This is a genomic window from Allobosea sp. TAF32 (genome assembly GCF_052113585.1).
Lineage (GTDB): Bacteria > Pseudomonadota > Alphaproteobacteria > Rhizobiales > Beijerinckiaceae > Allobosea.
In genome coordinates this window covers 428614-448099 of sequence record NZ_JBFRDM010000001.1, presented here as the reverse complement: position 1 = coordinate 448099, position 19486 = coordinate 428614, and the positions used below count along the sequence as shown (strand labels likewise).

11 protein-coding genes are annotated in these 19486 nt (G+C 67.8%); 4 read left to right on the top strand and 7 right to left on the bottom strand.

Annotated elements, in window-relative coordinates; genetic code table 11:
* The first annotated feature begins 18 nt into the window (after positions 1-18).
* The gene (gene phnF / locus AB4Z16_RS01930) at positions 19-765 is read left to right on the top strand and encodes a phosphonate metabolism transcriptional regulator PhnF (protein ID WP_441509631.1); all 747 of its coding nucleotides are present in this window, start codon (positions 19-21) and stop codon (positions 763-765) included.
* Between the two features lie 112 nt (positions 766-877).
* On the opposite strand, the gene phnE (AB4Z16_RS01925) is transcribed toward phnF, so the two are convergent.
* The 5 genes from phnE (AB4Z16_RS01925) to AB4Z16_RS01905 form a co-directional block, all read right to left on the bottom strand.
* On the bottom strand, positions 878-1732 hold the full coding sequence (gene phnE / locus AB4Z16_RS01925; RefSeq protein WP_441509630.1) for a phosphonate ABC transporter, permease protein PhnE: 855 nt from the start codon (positions 1730-1732) through the stop codon (positions 878-880).
* Positions 1729-2610 carry a phosphonate ABC transporter, permease protein PhnE gene (phnE, locus tag AB4Z16_RS01920; protein ID WP_441509629.1) on the bottom strand — a complete coding sequence of 294 codons (882 nt, stop codon included), beginning with the start codon at positions 2608-2610 and terminating at the stop codon, positions 1729-1731. The genes phnE (AB4Z16_RS01925) and phnE (AB4Z16_RS01920) overlap by 4 nt, the downstream gene beginning before the upstream one ends.
* Before the next feature lie 142 nt (positions 2611-2752).
* Positions 2753-3667, bottom strand: a complete 915-nt coding sequence (phnD, locus tag AB4Z16_RS01915) for a phosphonate ABC transporter substrate-binding protein (RefSeq protein ID WP_441509628.1) — start codon at positions 3665-3667, stop codon at positions 2753-2755.
* Between the two features lie 77 nt (positions 3668-3744).
* Positions 3745-4563: a phosphonate ABC transporter ATP-binding protein gene (phnC, locus tag AB4Z16_RS01910; protein ID WP_441509627.1), complete on the bottom strand. Its 819-nt coding sequence runs from the start codon at positions 4561-4563 to the stop codon at positions 3745-3747.
* 156 nt (positions 4564-4719) lie between these two features.
* Positions 4720-5412, bottom strand: coding sequence for a TetR/AcrR family transcriptional regulator (locus tag AB4Z16_RS01905; RefSeq protein ID WP_441509626.1), 693 nt, complete (start codon positions 5410-5412; stop codon positions 4720-4722).
* A 150-nt stretch (positions 5413-5562) separates the two neighbouring features.
* Here AB4Z16_RS01905 and AB4Z16_RS01900 point away from each other — a divergent pair, with 150 nt between their 5' ends.
* Together AB4Z16_RS01900 and AB4Z16_RS01895 are read left to right on the top strand one after the other, a co-directional pair.
* A complete protein-coding gene (locus AB4Z16_RS01900) occupies positions 5563-6642 on the top strand; it encodes an efflux RND transporter periplasmic adaptor subunit (RefSeq protein WP_441509625.1) in 1080 nt (359 codons plus the stop codon).
* Complete coding sequence (locus AB4Z16_RS01895) at positions 6642-9728, top strand: efflux RND transporter permease subunit (RefSeq protein ID WP_441509624.1); 3087 nt, start codon at positions 6642-6644, stop codon at positions 9726-9728. Before AB4Z16_RS01900 ends, AB4Z16_RS01895 begins: the two co-directional genes overlap by 1 nt.
* 520 nt (positions 9729-10248) lie before the next feature.
* Here AB4Z16_RS01895 and pbpC read toward each other — a convergent pair.
* Positions 10249-12429 carry a penicillin-binding protein 1C gene (gene pbpC / locus AB4Z16_RS01890; RefSeq protein WP_441509623.1) on the bottom strand — a complete coding sequence of 727 codons (2181 nt, stop codon included), beginning with the start codon at positions 12427-12429 and terminating at the stop codon, positions 10249-10251.
* A 95-nt stretch (positions 12430-12524) separates the two neighbouring features.
* Positions 12525-17783, bottom strand: coding sequence for an alpha-2-macroglobulin family protein (locus tag AB4Z16_RS01885; protein ID WP_441509622.1), 5259 nt, complete (start codon positions 17781-17783; stop codon positions 12525-12527).
* 239 nt (positions 17784-18022) lie between these two features.
* On the opposite strand from AB4Z16_RS01885, the gene AB4Z16_RS01880 reads away from it, so the two are divergent.
* On the top strand, positions 18023-19471 hold the full coding sequence (locus AB4Z16_RS01880; protein ID WP_441509621.1) for a peptidoglycan-binding protein: 1449 nt from the start codon (positions 18023-18025) through the stop codon (positions 19469-19471).
* The last annotated feature ends 15 nt before the right edge of the window (positions 19472-19486 follow it).

Genomic DNA, 19486 nt, shown 5'->3' with positions numbered 1-19486 from the left:
TTTTCGGATGAAATTTTGATGACGGATGCGGCAATCGCGGAACGGGATGGCGGAACAGCCTGGCGGCGCATCGCCGATGAGCTGGCTGATGCGATCGGGCGCGGCGAATACAAGCTCGGGGACACGCTGCCTGCCTCGGTCGCGCTGGCGGAACGCTACGGCGTGCATCGCCACACCGTGCGGCAGGCCTTCCGGCATCTCGCCGAGCAGGGGCTAGTCACTGTCTCGCGCGGGCGCGGCACGCAGGTGACAGCGCCGCGCCTGCCTTATCCGATCGGACGGCGCGTCAGCATGCGCACCAATATGGGCAAGCTCGGCATCACCGGCACGAGCCGCATGTTGTCGGCTGAAATCGTCGTCGGCGAGGCGGCGGCCTGCACGGCGCTGGGCCTGAAGTTCGGGACGCCGCTCTGGTGCGTGCGGGGCGTAAGCCTCGCCGATGGCGTGCCGATGGGCACGGGCACGCATTGGCTCTCGGTCGAGCGCTTCCCGGATTTCGACAAGGCCTATCGTGAGGCGGCCGGTTCGATCACGGCAGCCTTCAAGGTCTACGGCATCACGGATTATGTGCGCCTCTCGACACGGTTGACGGCGCGGCTCGCCGATGAGCGGGAGGCAGAACTGCTGGAGATCGCGCCCGAGGCTGCCGTGATGATCTCGACGGCGGTGGATGCGCTGCCGGACCTGACGCCGGTGCATCTGGTCTCGAGCGTCTTCGCCGCCGAACGCATGGAAATGGTGATCGAGCCGTTCGGGGATCGTTGAGGAGTGTCATGCTCGGGCGTGACCCGAGCATCTCAGGATGAAGAGCCGCCTCTTGCCGCGGGAGATTCCCGGGTCTTCGCTTCGCTACGCCCGAGAACGACGGCCCAGGAGGTCAGCTCGCCCGCTTGCCGATGATGGCGAAGCGCAGCTTGCCGGAGAGGAAGTCGATGGCGGAGACGGCGGCGAGGATGAGCAGGATCAGGAAGGAGACCTGCTGCCATTCCAGCGTGCGGATTGTCTCGGCGAGATAGAGGCCGATGCCGCCGGCGCCGACGATGCCGATGATCGTCGAGGAGCGGGTGTTGGATTCGATGAAATAGAGCACCTGGCTCGCGATGACCGGCAGCACCTGCGGCAGCAGGCCGAAGCGGATCTCATGCGCCTTGCCGCCGCCGACGGAGGCGACGCCCTCGACCGCCTTGCGGTCGGCGGCCTCGATCGCTTCCGAATAGAGCTTGCCGAAGGCGCCGAGATCGCTGGTCATGATCGCGAGCATGCCGGCGAAGGGGCCGAGGCCCACGACGTTCACCCAGATCAGCGCCCAGATCAGCGCGTCGACGCCGCGCACCGTGTCGAGCGAGCGGCGGGCCAGGAAATGCACGACGCGGTTGGCGACGACGTTGCGCGCCGCGATGAAGCCGAGCGGCAGGGCGAGTGTCGCCGCCAGAACGGTGCCGAGAAAGGCGATGGCGATCGTCTCGAACAGCGCCTGCACGAAGATCAGGGCGCGGGCCCAGGAGCCGGGGTTGGGAGGCAGCATCAGGCCGACGAAGGAGCCGAGATTGCCGAGCCCGGCGAGGATCTTCCAGAGCGAGGTCTCAAGGGTCGTCAGCCCGTAGACGAAGAGGCCGAGCAGCACGGCGATGGTGCCGATGGTGGCGAGCTTCGTCTTGAGCGAGCCGCGGATCGCGGCCTGGTGGCGGTTGACGATGTCGGCGCGCTCGGCCGGGGTGAAGGCGAGGCTCATCGACCGTGCTCCAGGCTGAGGAGGGCGTGGCGCAGGCGCTCGGTGCCGTAGTCGATCAGCATCACAGTGACGATGATCAGCAGCAGGATGGCGCTGACATCGGTGAAGTAGAATTTGCGGATGGCCTCGATCAGATCCTGGCCGATGCCGCCGGCGCCGACGAAGCCCATGATCGAGGCGCCGCGGACATTGATCTCGAAGCGCAGCAGCGCATAGCTGGCGAAATTGGAGAGCACCTGTGGCACGACAGCGAAGCGCACGATCTGCCACCAGCTGCCGCCGGAGGCGGTGACGCCGTCTACCGGCTTCAGGTCGATGTTCTCGACCACCTCTGAGAACAGCTTGCCGAGCGCGCCCATGGTATGGATGGCGATGGCGAGCACGCCGGGCAACGGGCCGAGACCGAAGGCGATGACGAAGATCAGCGCGAAGACGATTTCCGGAACGGTGCGGCAGAATTCGAGAAAGCGGCGGACAGTGAAGCGCAGCCATGCGGACCGGCCGAGATTGGCGGCGGCGGCGAAGCAGAACAGGAAGGCGCCGACGGCGCCGAGCACGGTGCCGACATAGGCGATCAGAATGGTCTGCCAGAGCAGCTTCAGCCAGTTCTTGAGGCCCCAATACCATTCCGCAAGGTCTGAGCCGAGGCTGGCGAGGCGCAGCGTCGGCAGCGTCTCGTAGATGTATTTCGGGAAGCGGTGGATGTTCGCGAAGAACTTGGCGAGATCGACCTCCGAGCCGCGCGCGGCCAGCAGGACGCAGACGATGAAGACGGCGGCGCCGATGAGCGCCTGGCGGCGCTTGGCCACGGCCGCCTGCCGATAGGTCTCGGCATGGGCCAGGATGGCCGGGTCGTTGCGGTCGATCGCGAGAGTCATGGCGGGGGCGCTTCCACTCCGTCTCGGGACCGGCTGGAGCCGATCCCGGACAAGGGCGTCATTCCCGGGCGAAGCGAAGCGCAGACCCGGGAATCTCTGTCGGGAGATGCCCGGGTCAAGCCCGGGCATGACGTGCTGATGATTACGACGACTTCTTCTTGCGGAGGTCGTCGACGAACTTGTTGAGCTCGATGATCGGGTCGTAAGCCTTGTTGTCGACGGCGACGAGCGGGCCCTGCTTGCCTTCATAGATCTTGTCGAAGGCGGCCTTGTCCTTGGTGGCGAGGTTCAGCACCGCGTCGCGGATTTTGGCCTTGAGGTCATCAGGCAGGTCGGTGAGATAGGCCATCGGCGAGTTCACGATCTGCTCGGACTTGTAGATGATCCGGAAGTCGTCGGCCTTGACCATGTTCTTGCGGGCCATGCGCTGCAGGTTCGACTCCTGCTCGTCGTTCCACCAGTTGGCGGCGATGTCGACGGTGCCCTGCTGCAGGGCGATGACCGCGTTCTCGTGGCTGCCGGTGTAGACGACCTTGGAGAAGAAGGTTTCCGGCTCGATCTTCATCTGGTTGAGGACGAAGCGCGGCACGTTGTTGCCCGAGGTGGAGTTCGGATCGACGAGGCCGAGATTCTTGCCCTTGAGGTCTTCGACCTTCTGATAGGGCGAGTCCTTCTTCACGTAGAAGACGGAGTGATAGCCCTTCGTGCCGTCGAGGTTGGTCTCGATCGCGAAGGCGTCGACCTTGGCGCCGGTCATGCGGGCGCGGGCGAAGGAGGCCGGGCCGTACATGCCGATATGGATGTTGCCGGCGCGCTGGCCCTCGATGATCGCGGCGTAGTCATTGGCGATGCGCAGCGTCACCTTGGTGCCGAGTTCCTTGGCGAGGTAGTTCACGAAGGGGGTGTAGCGCTCGACCACGCCCGAGGCGTTCTCGGCCGGGATGATCGCGAAGACGAGCTCCGGATACTTCGCCTTCCAGTCCTGGGCAAAGGCCGGGGCAGCGGTGGCGGCGAGGCCGGCGACGGCGAGCTTGAGGGTATGACGACGGGTCAGCATTGGGTCTGCTCCTGGTTGCTGTCGGGATGCTCTTTTCGCGGCGACGGCCTTTGGCCGCGCCGGCGATCCTTCGCTTGTCAGGCGATCTTCTGGCGGGCGCGCTTCGCCTCGGAGGCGGCGATGGCATCGAGCGCGTCCAGCGCCTCGGCGCCGGCATCCTTGGCTTCGATGCCGTAGAGTTCGGCTGCGACCTCGCGCGTCAGCGCCTGCGGCACGTCGTCGAACACGACCTTGCCGGCCGCCATGCCGATCAGCCGGTCGCAATACTTTGCCGCGATATCGAGGTCGTGCAGGTTGCACATCACGGTGATGCCGTCCTCGCGGTTGATGCGGAACAGCGCGTCCATGACGACTTGCGTGTTACGGGGATCGAGCGAGGCGATCGGCTCGTCGGCGAGGATGATGCGCGGCTCCTGGACCAGGGCGCGGGCGATGGCGACGCGCTGCTGCTGGCCCCCGGACAGGGTCTCGGCGCGTTGTGCCAGCAGATGCCCCATATCGAGACGTTCGAGCGCCGCAATGGCGCGGATCTTGTCGTCTTGGGAGAAGCTCTTGACCAGCGTCAGGGCGGCGGAGCGGTGGTTCAGGCGCCCGAGCAGCACGTTGGTCAGCACGTCCAGGCGGCCGACGAGGTTGAACTGCTGGAAGATCATCGCCGTGTCGCGGCGCCAGCGCCGCAGCGAAGCCCCCTTCAGCGCGGTGACCTCCTGCTCCTCGCAGGCGATCCGGCCGGATGTCGGCTCCGCCAGCCGGTTGAGCATGCGCAGCAGAGTTGATTTGCCGGCTCCTGACCTGCCGATCACGCCGACCATCTCACCCTTGGGGATCGACAGCGAGACATTGTCGACAGCATTCTTGTCGCCAAAGCGCTTGGTCAGACCTTCGATACGCAGCATGTGATGGGTTCTCGCGCACGATGCGGGCATGAGCGCAGCCCCGTCCGGCCCTGACCGTGGGGCAACTCATCTCCATGGCGACGAGAGCTAGCGGCGGCTGATGACAGCGGCGTGACAGTGGCCGAAAGCGCGATCCAGTGACCTTGGATGGCCTCGTCAGAGGGCGTTCAGCAGCGCGTCGACGCAGGCGCGAACATAGGCTTTCCGCTGGGTGGCCGGCATCGGCTTCACCCCGAGAAGGCCGCGCAGTTGGTGCAGGCCGCGCAGCATGCCGACGAACTGTTCGGCGAGGAGATCGGCTTCGGCAAGGCCGAGCGGGCGGGCAACGCCGTGGTCGACGCGTGACCGTTCGATGAGCAGCGTCACGATGGCGGCGCTCATTCTCTTGGCGCCGGCCTCATAGGCAGCGCGGCCGAGCTCGGGAAAGCGCGGCGAGGCGCTGACCACCAGCCGGTGCAGATCGAGGGAGGCCGGACGCAGCATGAGCTTGAGCATGTCCTCGCCCAGCTGCGTCAGGGCGCTGCGCAGATCGGCGGCGGGCGACGCCTGCTCGAGCGGCAGAGTCAACGTTTCCGTGAGGCCGGCACAAATCGCCTTGAACAGCGCCTCCTTATCGGCGAAATGGCTGTAGATCGTCTGTTTCGAAACACCGGCCCGATGGGCGATCTGGTCGAGGCTCGCGCGCTCGAACCCCTCCGCAAGGAAGGTTTCGGCGGCTGCGCGGGTGATGGCGTCGTGCTTGTCGGGGCGCGCGCGTTCGGCGGAAAGGGATTTGGCCGGGTTCGTTTCGGTCTGGTCGGAATCGAGCAGGCGTGTCTTGGCGCCGTTTCGCCGGAGGGGTTTCGGCACGGGTCTTGCCTCGGCGCCTGCCGGTTCGGTGAGAGGGGTTGCCCGGTGTCGACGGAGGGGGGTGTCAGCCATGCTCCCGCACACTTGGCCTCTTATCAAACTAGACTGTCCAGTCTAAGATAGTCGCGCGGTATTGGAGCGTCCAGTCTTATGAAGCGGTTTGTTCTCCTCGTCGTGGTCGCGGGGCTCGCGGGCGGCGGCTATTACGCCTACCGCAACCAGCGCGCCGGCACGCAGCAGGCCCAGGCCAGCGCCGTTTCCGGGCCGCGCGCCGTGCCGGTGGAGGTGGCTTCCGTCGAGACGATGACCGTCAACGAGGAGGTCGAGGCTCTCGGCACGCTCGCCGCGGATGAATCCGTGATCATCGCTTCCGAAATCGCCGGCCGCGTCGTCGCTCTCGGCTTCAAGGAGGGCGAGCGGGTCAAGGCCGGTCAGGATCTGGTTAAGCTCGATACCGCCATCCTCGATGCCGAGCTGAAGCAGGCGCTGGCCGATCTCGGGCTGGCGCGCGACACCAACGAGCGGCTGAGGGCGCTGGTGCAGCGCGGCTCGGGCACGCAGGTCGCGCTCGACGAGTCGACGGCGCGGCTCGCGTCCAGCGAGGCGCGCGTCCAGCTTGCCAAGGCCAAGCTCGCGCAATCGACCATCGTTGCGCCGTTCAGCGGCGTCGTCGGCCTGCGTTCGGTCGGCATCGGCGATTATGTCTCCGTCGGAAAGCCGCTGATCGTGCTGACCAGCATCGACCCGATCAAGGTCGATTTCCGGGTGCCGGAGATTTATCTGAGCCGCGTCAAAGTCGGCCAGCCCGTCCAGGTGCGCGTCGATGCCGTTCCGGACCGGACCTTCACGGGCCAGATCTTCGCGATCGACCCGGTCGTTGACGTCAACGGCCGCGCGATCCGCCTGCGCGCCAACGTTCCGAACGGCGATCTCGCCCTGAAGCCCGGCCTGTTCGCCCGGCTGTCGATCACGGTCGACCAGCGCGAGAACGCCATGGTCATCCCCGAGATGGCGGTGGTGCCCGACGGCGTCGGCAAGATGATCTACGTCGCCGAGAACGGCAAGGCGCGCCGCGTCGCGGTCGAGCTCGGCAAGCGCCTGCCCGGCAAGGTCGAGGTGGTCGGCGGGCTGAAGCCCGGCATGCAGATCATCACCGCCGGTCAGATGCGGCTGCGTGACGGCAGCACCATCTCCGTCAAGGAAAAGCCCGTCCAGACGAGCCAGCTCTGATGAGCCTGTTCGAGCTCTTCGTCCGCAGGCCCGTCCTCTCGACGGTGCTGAGCCTGCTGGTGATGCTGATCGGCATCGTCTGCTATGGCCGCCTCACCGTCCGCGAATACCCGAACATCGACGAGCCGATCGTCTCGGTGCAGACGATCTATCGCGGCGCCTCGGCCGAGATCATCGAGACACAGGTCACGCAGATCCTGGAGAACTCGATCGCCGGCATCGAGGGCATCGAGATCATCTCCTCGGCCAGCCGCCAGGAGCGCAGCCAGATTTCGGTGCGCTTCCGCCCCGACATCGATCCCGACGTTGCGGCCTCCGACGTGCGCGACCGCGTCAGCCGCGTGCGCGGGCGCATGCCCGAAGAGATCGACGAACCGATCATCGCCAAGGTCGAGGCGGATTCGCAGCCGGTCCTCTACCTGTCGCTGACCAGCACGCGGCACAGCCCGCTCGAGCTGACCGACTTTGCCGATCGCTTCATCGCCGAGCGCGTCCAGAACATCACGGGCGTCGCCGAGGTCCGCATTCTCGGCCAGCGCCAATATGCGATGCGCATCTGGCTCGATCGCTCGCGCCTCTCCGCCTATGACGTTACCGTCCAGCAGATCGAGGCGGCGGTTCGCGCCCAGAACATCGAGATTCCGTCGGGCCGGATCGAGAGCAGCGACCGCGAGTTCACCGTGCTGTCGCAGACCGGCCTGGTCACGCCGGAGCAGTTCCGCGAGATCGTGGTGAAGGATGCCGCCGGCTTCCCGATCAAGCTGAAGGATCTGGCGCGCGTCGAGCTCGGCGCGCTCGAAGAGCGCAACGCGGCCTGGTTCAAGGGCTCGCCCTCGGTAACCGTCGGCATCGTGAAGCAGGCGACCGCGAACCCGCTCGACGTTTCGTCGGGCGTGCGCGCGGCGCTGCCCGGCATCATCGAGGACCTGCCCGACGGCATGTCGATCGCGGTTTCCTACGACAGCTCGATCTTCATCGACCGCTCGATCAAGGCGGTGTTCCAGACGATCATCGAGGCGATCGTCCTCGTCGTTCTCATCATCTTCGTCTTCCTGCGCTCGCTCAGGGCGACGCTGATTCCGCTGGTGACGATCCCGGTCTCGCTGATCGGCTCCTTCGCGCTGATGTATGCGTTCGGTTTCACCGTCAACACGCTGACGCTGCTCTCGATGGTGCTCGCCATCGGCCTCGTCGTCGACGACGCCATCGTGGTGCTGGAGAACGTCCACCGCCATATCGAGGACGGCATGGAGCCGAACAAGGCGGCGATCCGCGGCATCAACGAGATCGCCTTCGCCGTGGTGGCGATGACGCTGACGCTGGTGGCGGTCTATGCGCCGATGGCGTTCTCGACCGGCCGCACCGGCAAGCTCTTCATCGAGTTCGCGCTCACCCTCGCCGGCGCGGTGCTGGTCTCCGGCTTCGTCGCGCTGACGCTGACGCCGATGATGTGCGCCAAGCTCCTGCGTCACCACGACAAGCATAGCTGGCTGTACAACGTGCTGGAGCGTGGCTTCGAGGGGCTGTCGCGGGGCTACAGGGCCTCGCTGCGCGCTGCGCTCACCGTGCGTCCGCTCATCGTCCTGCTGGCGGTCGGCGTCGCGGGCGGCGGCTATTACTTCTTCACCCATCTGCGCTCGGAACTGGCGCCGGTCGAAGATCGCGGCACGATCAACGTGATCGGCGTTGCGCCGGAAGGGGCGACCATGTCCTTCACGGCGAGCTATGCCCGCCGAGTCGAGGAATATTTCAGCAAGCTCCAGGAGGTGGATACCTATCTCGTCATCGTCGGCTTCCCCGACGTGACCCGCGCCATCGCCATAGCCCGGCTCAAGCCCTGGGAGGAGCGCGAGCGCAAGCAGCAGGATCTGGTCGCCGACATCACCCGCGAGCTCGGGCAGATCCCCGGCATCCGCCTCTTCGCCAACAACCCGCCCTCGCTCGGCCAGGGCAACGCCAACAGCAAGCCGGTGGAGTTCGTGCTGCGCTCTTCGGAGAGCTACGCGCAGCTCAAGAGCTATGTCGATCAGCTGATGCGGGAGGTCGCAGACTCTCCGGCGCTCTCGAACGTCGAGACGAACCTCATTCTCGACAAGCCGCAGATCCGGGTCACGATCGACCGCCAGCGCGCCGCCGACCTCGGCGTCGGTGTCGATGTCATCGGCCGCACCATGGAGACGCTGCTCGGCGGGCGACAGGTCACGCGTTTCAACATGAACAGCAAGCAGTACGACGTGATGCTGCAGGTCGCGGGCTCCGAGCGCAACACGCCGCAGGCGCTGCAATCGATCTATCTGATGGGCCGCAGCGGCGCAGTCGTGCAGCTGTCGAGCCTGGTCAAGATTGAGGAGACCGTCGCGCCCAAGGAGCTGGTCCGCTTCAATCAGCTGCGCTCGGCCACGATCACGGCGCTGCCTGCGCCCGGCTATTCGCTCGGCGATGCGCTCAAGGTGCTGGAGGACGCGACCGCACGCGTGCTGCCATCCTCGGTCCAGGTCGACTATTCCGGCCAGAGCCGCGAGTTCAAGCAGTCGGGCGCGAGCATCTTCCTCGTCTTCCTGCTGGCGCTCGGCTTCATCTATCTGGTGCTGGCGGCGCAGTTCGAGAGCTTCGTCGATCCCGTGGTGATCATGGTCTCGGTGCCGCTCTCGCTCACCGGCGCGCTCGCAGCGCTCTACTACACGGGCGGGACGATGAACGTGTACAGCCAGATCGGCCTGATCACGCTCGTCGGCCTGATCACCAAGCACGGCATCCTGATCCTGGAGTTCACCAACCAGCTGCGCGAGGAGGGCAAGGAAATGATCGACGCCCTCGTCGAGGCGGCGGAGCTGCGTCTGCGGCCGATCCTTATGACCACGGGCGCGATGGTGCTCGGCGCCGTGCCGCTCGCCATCGCCCATGGCGCCGGCGCGGAAAGCCGCTCGCAGATCGGCTGGGTCATCGTCGGCGGCATGACATTCGGCACGCTGCTGACGCTCTATGTTGTGCCGGTCGCCTACAGCTATCTCGCCCGCAAGGTCCATGGCTCGCGCCACGGCGCGGATGAAGAGGCGCACGGGGCGCAGCTGCATCCGGCGGAGTAGAACCCTCCGGCGTCATTCTCGGGCGGCGCGCAGCGTCGACCCGAGAATCTCCTCGAGGGGATGCTCGGGTTGAGCCCGAGCGTGACGGCGTCTGCCGCCTGACTTATCCCCGCCTGTCCAACCCATGCCTATGCTGCGCGCGTCCCACCCGACCGAGGGGCTTCGCGAGGTATCGTGGGCCGGAGGGGATTGCGGGCTTCACGCCCCGGGCCGTTGCGGGCCTGTCAGGCGTGGAGGTGCCGACTTCGCACGGGCCGAAACAGGCAGGCCCGCGCCCTCGCCGGGCGTCGAAGCGAGGCGGACCCCCAGATACCCGTGCGCGGAGCCGGGCAGCGCGAGGTCGTCGCTGTTCGACACCATCGACATCGACTCGACATCGGCACGCAGCCGTCGACTGCGAACGCCGCAAGGCTCCGCGCATCCCCTCGGATACGCTTGCCCGAAAACCCCGCAGGCCAGTCCTGTACGGGGCTTTCGGTGCGGGTACCACCGGGCCGATACCGCTTGCGATGCCGGCTCGCTACTGCAGCCGCACCGACACGCTCTCGCTCGCGCCGGTGCCGTCGATCACCGAAATCCGCATGAAGCCTTTGCCCGGCGGCTGCCATTGCGTCTCGCGCCGGCGCTGCGGCTCGGTCACCGGCGATCCGTCGACCAGCCAGGTATAGGGCGGCGCCCCGCCGGCGGCCTTGAGATTGAGCTGGCCCTTGCCGTCGAGGGCGGCGGCGGAGAGGTCGATACGCGCGCCGTCTGGTGGGAAGGCGAGCTTGAGCGTCGGCGTCGTCATAGCCGTCACGGTCTTGGGCACGTCCTGCCGGAGATGCCGGAGCGGCGGCGGCAGATGGCCGGTGCTGGCGACGATCGCGTCCGCCGGCTGCGGGAAGGGCCGTGGATCGATGCCGAGCCGCGCGAAGGCGTCGAACAGGATCGGCGCCGCGACCGCGCGTCCGACGAGGCCGGGCACGGCGCCATTGTCGGCCCGGCCGACCCAGACGCCGATTGTGTGCTTGCGGTCGAAGCCGACTGCCCAGGCGTCGCGATAGCCATAGGAGGTGCCGGTCTTGTAGGCGATGCGTCCGGGCACCGCATTGAGCGGCGGAGGCGCGCCGAGCAGGGTGTCCGCGACATACCAAGCCGCGACGGGATCGACGAGGCGCGCACCACCACGCGAGCCCTCATCCTGAGGAGCGCTCGCAAAGCGCGCTGGAGCATCCTTCGAGACGCCGCTGCGCGGCTCCTTAGGATGAGGATTGGGGGAAGGGATGGATACTGGCCTGAAGCTCAGCGGCAGCATCTCGCCGCCGCGGGCGAGGCCGACATAGGCGCGGGTCAGGTCCTGCAGGGTGATGCCGAGCCCGCCCAAGCCTACCGCAAGTCCGGGTGCGCCGCTGTCCCTGGGCATGGCGATGGCGATGCCGGCATCGCGCAGCCGCGAGAGGAAGCGCTGCGGGCCCAGCGCCGAGAGCAGTTCGACGGCCGGCACGTTGAGCGAGAGCTGCAACGCCTTGCGGGCGCTGACCATGCCCTGGAAGGTCATGTCGAAATTTTCGGGGATATAGATGCCGTAGCGCGCCGGCCGGTCCTCCAGCATCGTCTCTGGATGGGCGATGCCGTTGTCGAAGGCGAGCGCGTAGATGAATGGCTTCAGCGCCGATCCCGGCGAGCGCAGCGCCCGTGTCAGGTCGAGCGAGCCGGCGCGTTCGGCCGCGAAGTAGTCGACGCCGCCGACCGAGGCGCGGACCTCGCCCGTCTCGTTGTCGACTGCGAGGATCGCGATCGAGACTTGCGGGGCCAGCCCCAGGCTGCGCTCGCGGGCGAGGCCTTCGAGCGAGGCCTGCAGCCTTGCGTCGAGCGCAAGCTTGTGGACCCGCACTGTCGGTGCTTCCGCAACGACCTGCTCGGCGACATGCGGGCTCAAACTGGGGAACGGGCGGCGCGCAGTCGGGATCGGCTCGTTGCGGGCGGCTGTGACCTCGTCACGTGTCGCGAGCCCGGCCTGCTCGACCCGCTCCAGCACGCGCTCGCGCGCCTTTCGGGCGGCCTCGACGAAGCGGTCCGGCCGGCGCGTCTCGGGCGATTGCGGCAGCGCGACGAGCAGGGCGGCTTCCGCTGTCGAGAGCCGCTTCGGCTCCTTGCCGAAATAGGCGAAACTAGCGGCGCGCACGCCTTCGAGATTGCCGCCGAAGGGGGCGAGCGTGAGATAGAGGTCGAGAATCCCGGCCTTGTCGAAGCGCCGCTCCAGTTCGACAGCGCGTACGGCCTGCCGGAGCTTGGCGGCGAGCGTGCGCTCCTCGCGCGGCTCCAGCAGACGGGCAACCTGCATGGTCAGGGTCGAGCCGCCGGAGACGACGCGGCCATTCGCCAGCATCTGGCTGGCGGCGCGCAGCATGCCCAGCGGGTCGATGCCGTGGTGGTTGTCGAAGCGCCTATCCTCGAAGGCCTTGAGCATGGCGAGGTAGCGGGGGTCGACATCGCCGTTGGTGACCGGCAGCTTCCAGCGCCCGTCCGCGGTGAGGAAGGGGCGCAGCAGCTTGCCCTCGCGGTCGAGCACCACGGTCGAGCGATCGGCCGCGGCGGAGAGGTCGAGCGGGGGGAGCGAGCGGGCGTAGACGGCGAGGGCGGTGGCTGCCGCAACGAACGCGAGTACGCAGACACCGGCAGCGATCCTCAGTTTGCGGAAGCGGCCAGGGCACGGCGTCATGCTCGGGCTTGACCCGAGCATCTCCTGATCGAGATTCTCGGGTCTGCGCTGCGCTGCGCCCGAGAATGACCGGCGTTCTGGTCCGGGGCCGATCATCACCGCACCGACGTAATCTCCACCGTCCCGAAGCCGGTGCGGCCGAAGCGATCCGGCCGGTACATGTCCTCGATCACGGCGGCGGGGGAGACGTAGCGGCCGGGCGAGACGGCCCGCGCGATATAGGCGACGGTGTAGGCGAGCTTGTCGCTCTTCGCGCCCGAGCGCTCGAAGGCGGCGACGAAGCGGTCGTCGCGCGATTCGGTATGCACCGGCGAGACCTCCTGCTTCAGCCAATCCAGCCCAGCGACCGAGGCGCCCTCCGTCAGGTTGGCGTTCTCGATCTCAAGGCCCGCTGGGACCGGATCGACCAGCAGCAAACGGCCGTAGCGCGGCGCGCCTTCCGAGACGGTCAGCGCCACCACATAGCGCTCGTTCTGGCGCAGGCGGGCGGGATCGGCGCGCTCGCCCTTCATCGTGTAGATCACGCGCTCCAGCCCGAAGCCCTGGTTCAGGGCCGGCTCCGGCGCGGTCGGGATGCCCGCCACGGTGATGACCGCCTGCGCACTGGCCGCGCCGGGATTGGCGATGGTCAGGGGCTTCCCCTCCAGTGCTTCGGCGGGAATCGTGCGGTAGAGGGCGCCCTTCCGAGCGGTGCCGTCGACCGTCAGCGTCATGCCCTCGGCGTCCTTGGCCATGGCCTGCGCCGCCAGCACCATCCACATCTGCTCCTGCGTCGAGGTGTAGCTGTAGCGGGCGCTGTTGCGGGTGGCGTCGAGGATCGAGACGGCGCGGCTGATATCGGCGCGCTCGCCGTTGGATTCGGCGATCAGGGCGAGCACGCCGGCGCCGTCGCGCAGGCGGGAGCCGTAATCGGGCCGCGACAGGCCGTCATCACCAGCCTGCTGCAGCAGCCCGAGCGCGCTGCCGAACGCGGCGCGGCCGCGGCCACGATCACCCAGTGCGGAGAGCGCAGCGCCGATCTGGGCGCGGGCGAGTGGCCTCGCGAAATCGCCGAGCTTGTTGTCTGCGAGGTAGCGCAGATCGCCCATCACCGGCCGGCCGTTGCGGGCGAGCACATAGAGCGCATAGGCGATACCGGCAGCCTCTTCCTTGTTGATCTCGCTGGTGTTGACGACCTGGTTGCGCAGGCGGTCGAGCGCGAGGTTGAAGGCGATCTGCGGCACGGCGAACTGCTTCTCGCGGGCCCGCGTCAGGAAGTCGGTGACGAAGGCATCGAGCCAGAGATCGTCGCCGCCGACGCCCCAGAGACCGAAGGAGCCGTTGCCGCCCTGGCGGGCGAGTACGCGCTCGATCGCGTTGACGACGCGCTCGTCGGCCTTGTCGTCGAGCGCGAGCTGCTCCAGCGAGGCGAGCTGGTTGACGGCGAGCAGCGGCAGCGCGCGCGAGACGGTCTGCTCGGTACAGCCATAGGGGTAGCGGTCGAGCGCCTTGAGCAGAGCGGGCACGTCGAGCGAGCCGAAGGGCGAGACGCTCACCGAGACCTGTCCCGAATTCGGCACGAGATCGGCCAGCAGATCGGCGGAGACGGTGATCGCTCCTCCATTGCCGGGGATGGCCCGGACGATCCGGCGTGCGATCGTAGCAGTCGAGGGCTGCACCCGGACCGCGAGGTTCTGCACCGTGCCGATACCGTTCGGTCCGGAAACGCGCACGTCGAACTCGGCGCGGCCGAGTCCGGCGGCGGTGACGGGGATCGTCATCTGAGTCTTGGCGCCGGCGCCAAGCTGCATGGTGCGGCGGGTGGCGTCGGCCGCGACGAGCACCGGGCCCTTCACGTCGAGATCGACGGTATAGGCGCCGGCCGGCCCCTCGACATTGTCGACCTGGAGATGGAAGCGCGACTGGTCGCCGATGGCGAGGAAACGCGGCAGCGTCGCCTGCGCGACGATCTGGTCGCGCACGATCACATCGGCGCTGGCCTGACCGGTGCGCCCGGCCGACCAGGCGACGCCCATGACGCGCACCGAGCCGTTGAAGGCCGGCATGTCGAAATCGATCTTCGCCGTGCCGTCCGGCCCGACCTTGACCACGCCGGAGTAACGCGCGAGCGGCTCCTGCGTCGGCTTCTCGCCTTCAAGCTGAGGAGCCCCGTCGCCGCCGGTGCGGATCGCGCCGCGCGTGCCCTGCATGCCGTCGATCAGATAGCCGTAGAGATCGCGCAGCTCATGGCCGAGCTGGCGCTGGCCGAAGAAGAACTTGCTCGGGTCAGGACTCTCATAGCGGGTGAGGTTGAGGATACCGATATCGACGGCCGCGAGGGTGACATAGGCCTCCTCGCCCGGCTTCATGCCGGTGACCTTGACCGGCAGCGACAGCGTCGAGAGCGGGCGCACCATCTGCGGCGCGCCGAGATCAACAGCCAGCGCGCGCTGCTCCTTGCCGATCTGGAACCAGGAGAGGCCGATGGCGCGGCCGGGCAGGCGCTTGGCGGCAGCATCCATCGGACGATGGGCGAGCACGACGAGATAGGCGCTGGCGCCCCATTCCGCCTTCACCGGGATCGAGGCGCTGGTGCCGCCCTCGGCGATGTTGATGGTGCGGATATCCGCGACCTTGTCGGTAATCACCGCGAGCGTCGCCTTGCCGGCGAAGCGCGGCGAGAGGCGAACCTGCAGGCTCTCGCCATCGGCGTAAGCGGCCTTGTCCAGCGCGACGTCAAGCACATCCGGCGTATCCGCCGTCTTGTCGCTCTCATAGCCGACGCTGAAGGAGACCGAGCTTTCGGCCGCTTCAACGCCGTCAGAGGTCACGTCGAGCCGGTAATTGCCCCACTCGACCGGCGCGGCGATCTTCGCGCCCGCGGCTTCCGCCACCGCGATCTCGCCATCGGCGACGCGGCGGGTGGTTTTCACGCCCTCATAGTTCCAGCGGCCGTCCTGGAAGAACCACTGATAGTTGCGGCGCACCTTCGACAGCACCCATTTGACGCCGGGCCGTGCGAGGCGCTTGCCGTCGCCGGTCGCCATGATCACTTCGAAATTGGCGGTCTGGCCGTTGCCGAGATCGCCGTCCCTGAACAGCTTCTTCACGCCGATGGCGGCGCCCTTCGGCACGATCGGCAAGGTGACGGAGCGGGCGATGGCGCGCCCGCCGGGCTCGCCGACGCGCACGGTTATCTCGACCTCGAGCGGGCGGTTGGTGTCGGGCTGCTGGACCGGGTTGGTGATCACCGCCTTGCCGGCGGCGTCTGTCGTGGTGCTCTCCTCGAACTCGCTCTGGACCGGCTCGAAGGCCTCGTCGGTGAGACCGACCTGATAGTCCTTGAAGCCGGGTATGGCGCTGGCGCCCGCGGCACGGATGGTCATCGAGCCGGTGACATCGAGCTCGGAGCCAGGCGCGCCGTAGAGATAGCGGGCGGCGACGTCGAGCTCGGCCGGCTGGCCGGCCTGGAGCAGCGGGGCCTTCGGCGTCAGCGTCAGCTCCAGCCGCTCGGGCACATAATCCTCGACGAGGAAGGAGGTCTCGCCGATCGCCTGGCCCTTCGGATCGGAATAGGCGAGGACGCGCCAGGTGCCGGTCGCGGCGCCGGAGACGAGCTGGATCGAATGGGCGCGGCCGCCTGCACCCTGATCCTCGACCTGACGGCGGCGATACTCGACGCCGTCAGGACGCTTGACGACGATGGTCAGCGGCAGACCCGTGACGGCGGCGCCCTTGGCGTCGCGCAGCAGGGAGGTGAGATAGACCGTCTCGCCCGAACGGTAGACGCCGCGCTCCGTGTAGAGATAGGCGTCGAGGCCGGCAGGCGCGACGCGGCCCTTCACGCCGCGATCGGAGAGGTCGAAGGCGGTCTGCTTCAGGTCAAGGAAGCCGTAATCCTCGGCGAGCGAGGCGGTGACGAGGCCGGGCGCATTGCCGCCCTGGCCCTTGGCAAGCCCTGCATCGAAGCGGGCATAGCCGTTTGCGTCGGTCTTCGCCGTGCCGAGCACCTCGTTGTTGCGCGCGATGAGGCGCAGTTCCGCATTGGCCACGGGCTTCGCATCCGCAAGCGAGCGCGCGAGTACATGCACGCCGTCCGGGCCGGTGAAGGAGGTCAGGCCGAGATCGGAGACGACGAACCATTGCGTCGCGCGGGTCGAGCCGTCGTCATAGGAATCGCTATCGTCACTGACGGGCGCGGAGGCCGGCCCGCCCGAAGGCTTGGCGAACATCACATAGACGCCGGGCTTGAGGCTGCCGACCGCCTCCGTCACCGGGAAGGCGGTGACGACGTCCTGGTTGAGCTCGGACTTCACGTCCATCGTGCCGGTCCAGACGCTCTGGCCCTTATCGCCCGAAATCTGCTTTGCCGACCATGAGCCGAGCTGACCAAGGAAGTCGTCGGAATGGACGGAGTTGATCAGGTTGCGGTCGCCGATGCGCATGACCTCGAGGTCGAGCTTGCCGGAATTGACCGAGACGACCGGAATGCCCTGCTGGCCGGTGCGCGGCAGCACGTAGTTCTTGCCGGTGAAGCGCACCGAGGGGGTGCGATCGCGGACATAGATCTCGTAATCGGCCGATTTCAGCAGCGTCTCGTCGGGGATGGCGGAGGGGACGCCCTGGCGGATGACGATGGCATAGCGCTCGCCATGCTTGAGTCCGTCGACGCAGATCTGGCGGTCCTCGGCGCTGACCGCGAAATCGCCTTTCCCGCCGGAGATGGCGACATAGGGCGCGAAATCGACGCGTCCGCGTGCCAGCGCTTCCGAGAATTCGAAGCAGGCGCGCGGGGAGGCGGCGTCGGAATCGGTCTTGTTGGAGATCAGGCGAAAGCCACGCTTCTCGCGCAGGCTCTCATAGGAACTCTGCAGCGCAGGGTTGGCGGCGAGGTCAAGGCTGAGGCGATAGGTGGTCAGCGCCGGGCGCCACAGCTCGTTCTTCTCGAAGGTCTGGGCGAGCACGCCGAGCGAGGCCGCCTCGTCGTTGCGGTTGGTCGAGCGCTGATAGGCGAGATAAGCGGCGGCGATGGCGCGCTCGCGCAGCTCCCAGCGCTCGCGATAGTCGCGCGGCTCGATGGCGTTGGCGGCGCGGGCCATCAGGCGCCAGCCGGCGGAATTGGTGGAATCCGCGACGATCGCGGCATTGGCCTGGGGCAGGGCGGAGCGGGCATCGCCGCGGGCGAGCGCGATCTCGCCGGCCCGGACGGCGTCAGCTGCGGAACGGTTCCCGGCCGAGACCTCGCGCTTCAGCCGCTCCTCCAGCCGCTGCCCGTCGGAGAGCAGGTCGTTGCGGACATAGGCCTTCTGGGCGAAGGCGGGTGCGGCCGAGAAGGTCAGGCAGAGGGCGAGCGCGAGACGGGAAAGCAGGGTCATCGTCGTTCCTCTTCGTCGGCCGGTCCGCCAGGGTCGGCGGCAAAGGCTTCAGGCCGATGACGGCCTGAGACGGGGCCGGCAGGCTATCACCGCCCGGCGCGCGTTCAAGTCATGCGAATGCAGGTCGCACCGGCGGGACGCAAGCCGCCACAACTTCCGACGGAGCTGCTTTGCCATGGTTGCGGCGCGGCGCGTTCTGACGCTCAATGCAGCCGCTCTGCCCCCGCCTTGAGGACGAGATGATGCCGCGCGCCTGCCAGACCCGCCTGCGAAACGGACGAGCCCGCGCCGCAGCGCTGGCGTTGGCGATGCTGGCCGCGCCGCATGCAGGCGCTTGGGCGCAGGCGCAGGCCCAGGCGCCGAATCCGCAGATGGCGGCGGCGCAGGCGAACTTCGAGGCTCTGCCCGAGGCCGAGCGCAAGGCGATCCAGAGCGATTTGATCTGGGCCGGCCAGTTCAACGGCGCGGTCAGCGGCGCCTTTGGTCCCCTGACCTTCCGGGCGATCAACACCTTCAAGGGCGCGCGTGGGTTGGCTGACGGTATGCTCCTTCCCACCGAGCGGGTCGCCCTGGCGAGGACCGCGCAGGTCGCGCGCGATCTGGCCGGCTTCCGCATTCTGGTCGACGAGAAAACTGGCGTTCAGATCGGCATCCCGACGAAACTCCTGCCGAGGCGTGACGCGACGCCCTCTGGCGGCAGCCGCTGGCAGAGCGCCGACGAGAAGGTCACGCTCGACACTTCCGCCTCGCCGCCGGGCGAGGACCTCGCCGCGCTCTTCGAGAAGGCGACCGCCGTCAACCCGAACAGTCCCCGCAAGATCACCTACAAGCTGCTCCGGCCGGAGTTCTTCGTGGTGACGGGCGAGACGCCGACCGGGCGGTTCTATCGCCGGCTCGCGGCCGGGCCGCAGGGGCTGCGCGGCTTCTCGATCGGCTACGACAAGGCGGTCGCGCCGACGGTCGACAGGCTGGTCATCGCGATCGCCGCGAGCTTCGAGCCCTTCCCGACCGGGGCGGTCCCCGCCGCGCCTCCGTCGGTCGCCGGTGCGGCCAGCCCGCAGGCCGGGCTGCCCTCGCAGGCGGTGCCGGCCGTGCGCAGCAACGAACGTTATGGCGTCGCGATCGCGCTCAATGAGCGGATGGCCCTGAGTGTCGCGCCAGCGGTCGATGGCTGCCGCAGCCTGCGCGTCGGTAATCGCGCCGGCAAGCTGCGCCTGAAGGACGATGCGAGCGGGCTCGTCCTGCTCGATCTCGACGGCACGGGTGCTACGAAGCCGCCCGGCCTGCGCGCGGAGGCGCCGCGTGCCGATGAGGCGCTGGTGCTCGTCGCCTATGGCAACGATGCCGGCAAAAGGGTTGCTCTGGCACTGCCGGGGCAAAGCGTGCAGGCGGCCGACGCCAAGCCTGCGCTGCGGGCGCCCTTGCAGCCCGGACAGGCGGGCGCCCCCGCCTTCGACCGGCAGGGGCGTCTGGTCGGGATCGTCACCGACAACCCCTCAGACAGGGTGCTGATCGCCGGCGTCGCGCCGCAACGCAGCTACGCGCTGGCCGATGCCGCTGCCATCCAGGCGATGCTCGGCAAGGCCGGCGCCTCGCTGCCGCCGGTTGCGGGGGGCACCGAGCTCAGCACCGGCGCGGTGGTCGAGCGGGTATCGGGCAGCGTTCTGCCTGTCATCTGCGGCCTGTAGCATCCGACTAAATCG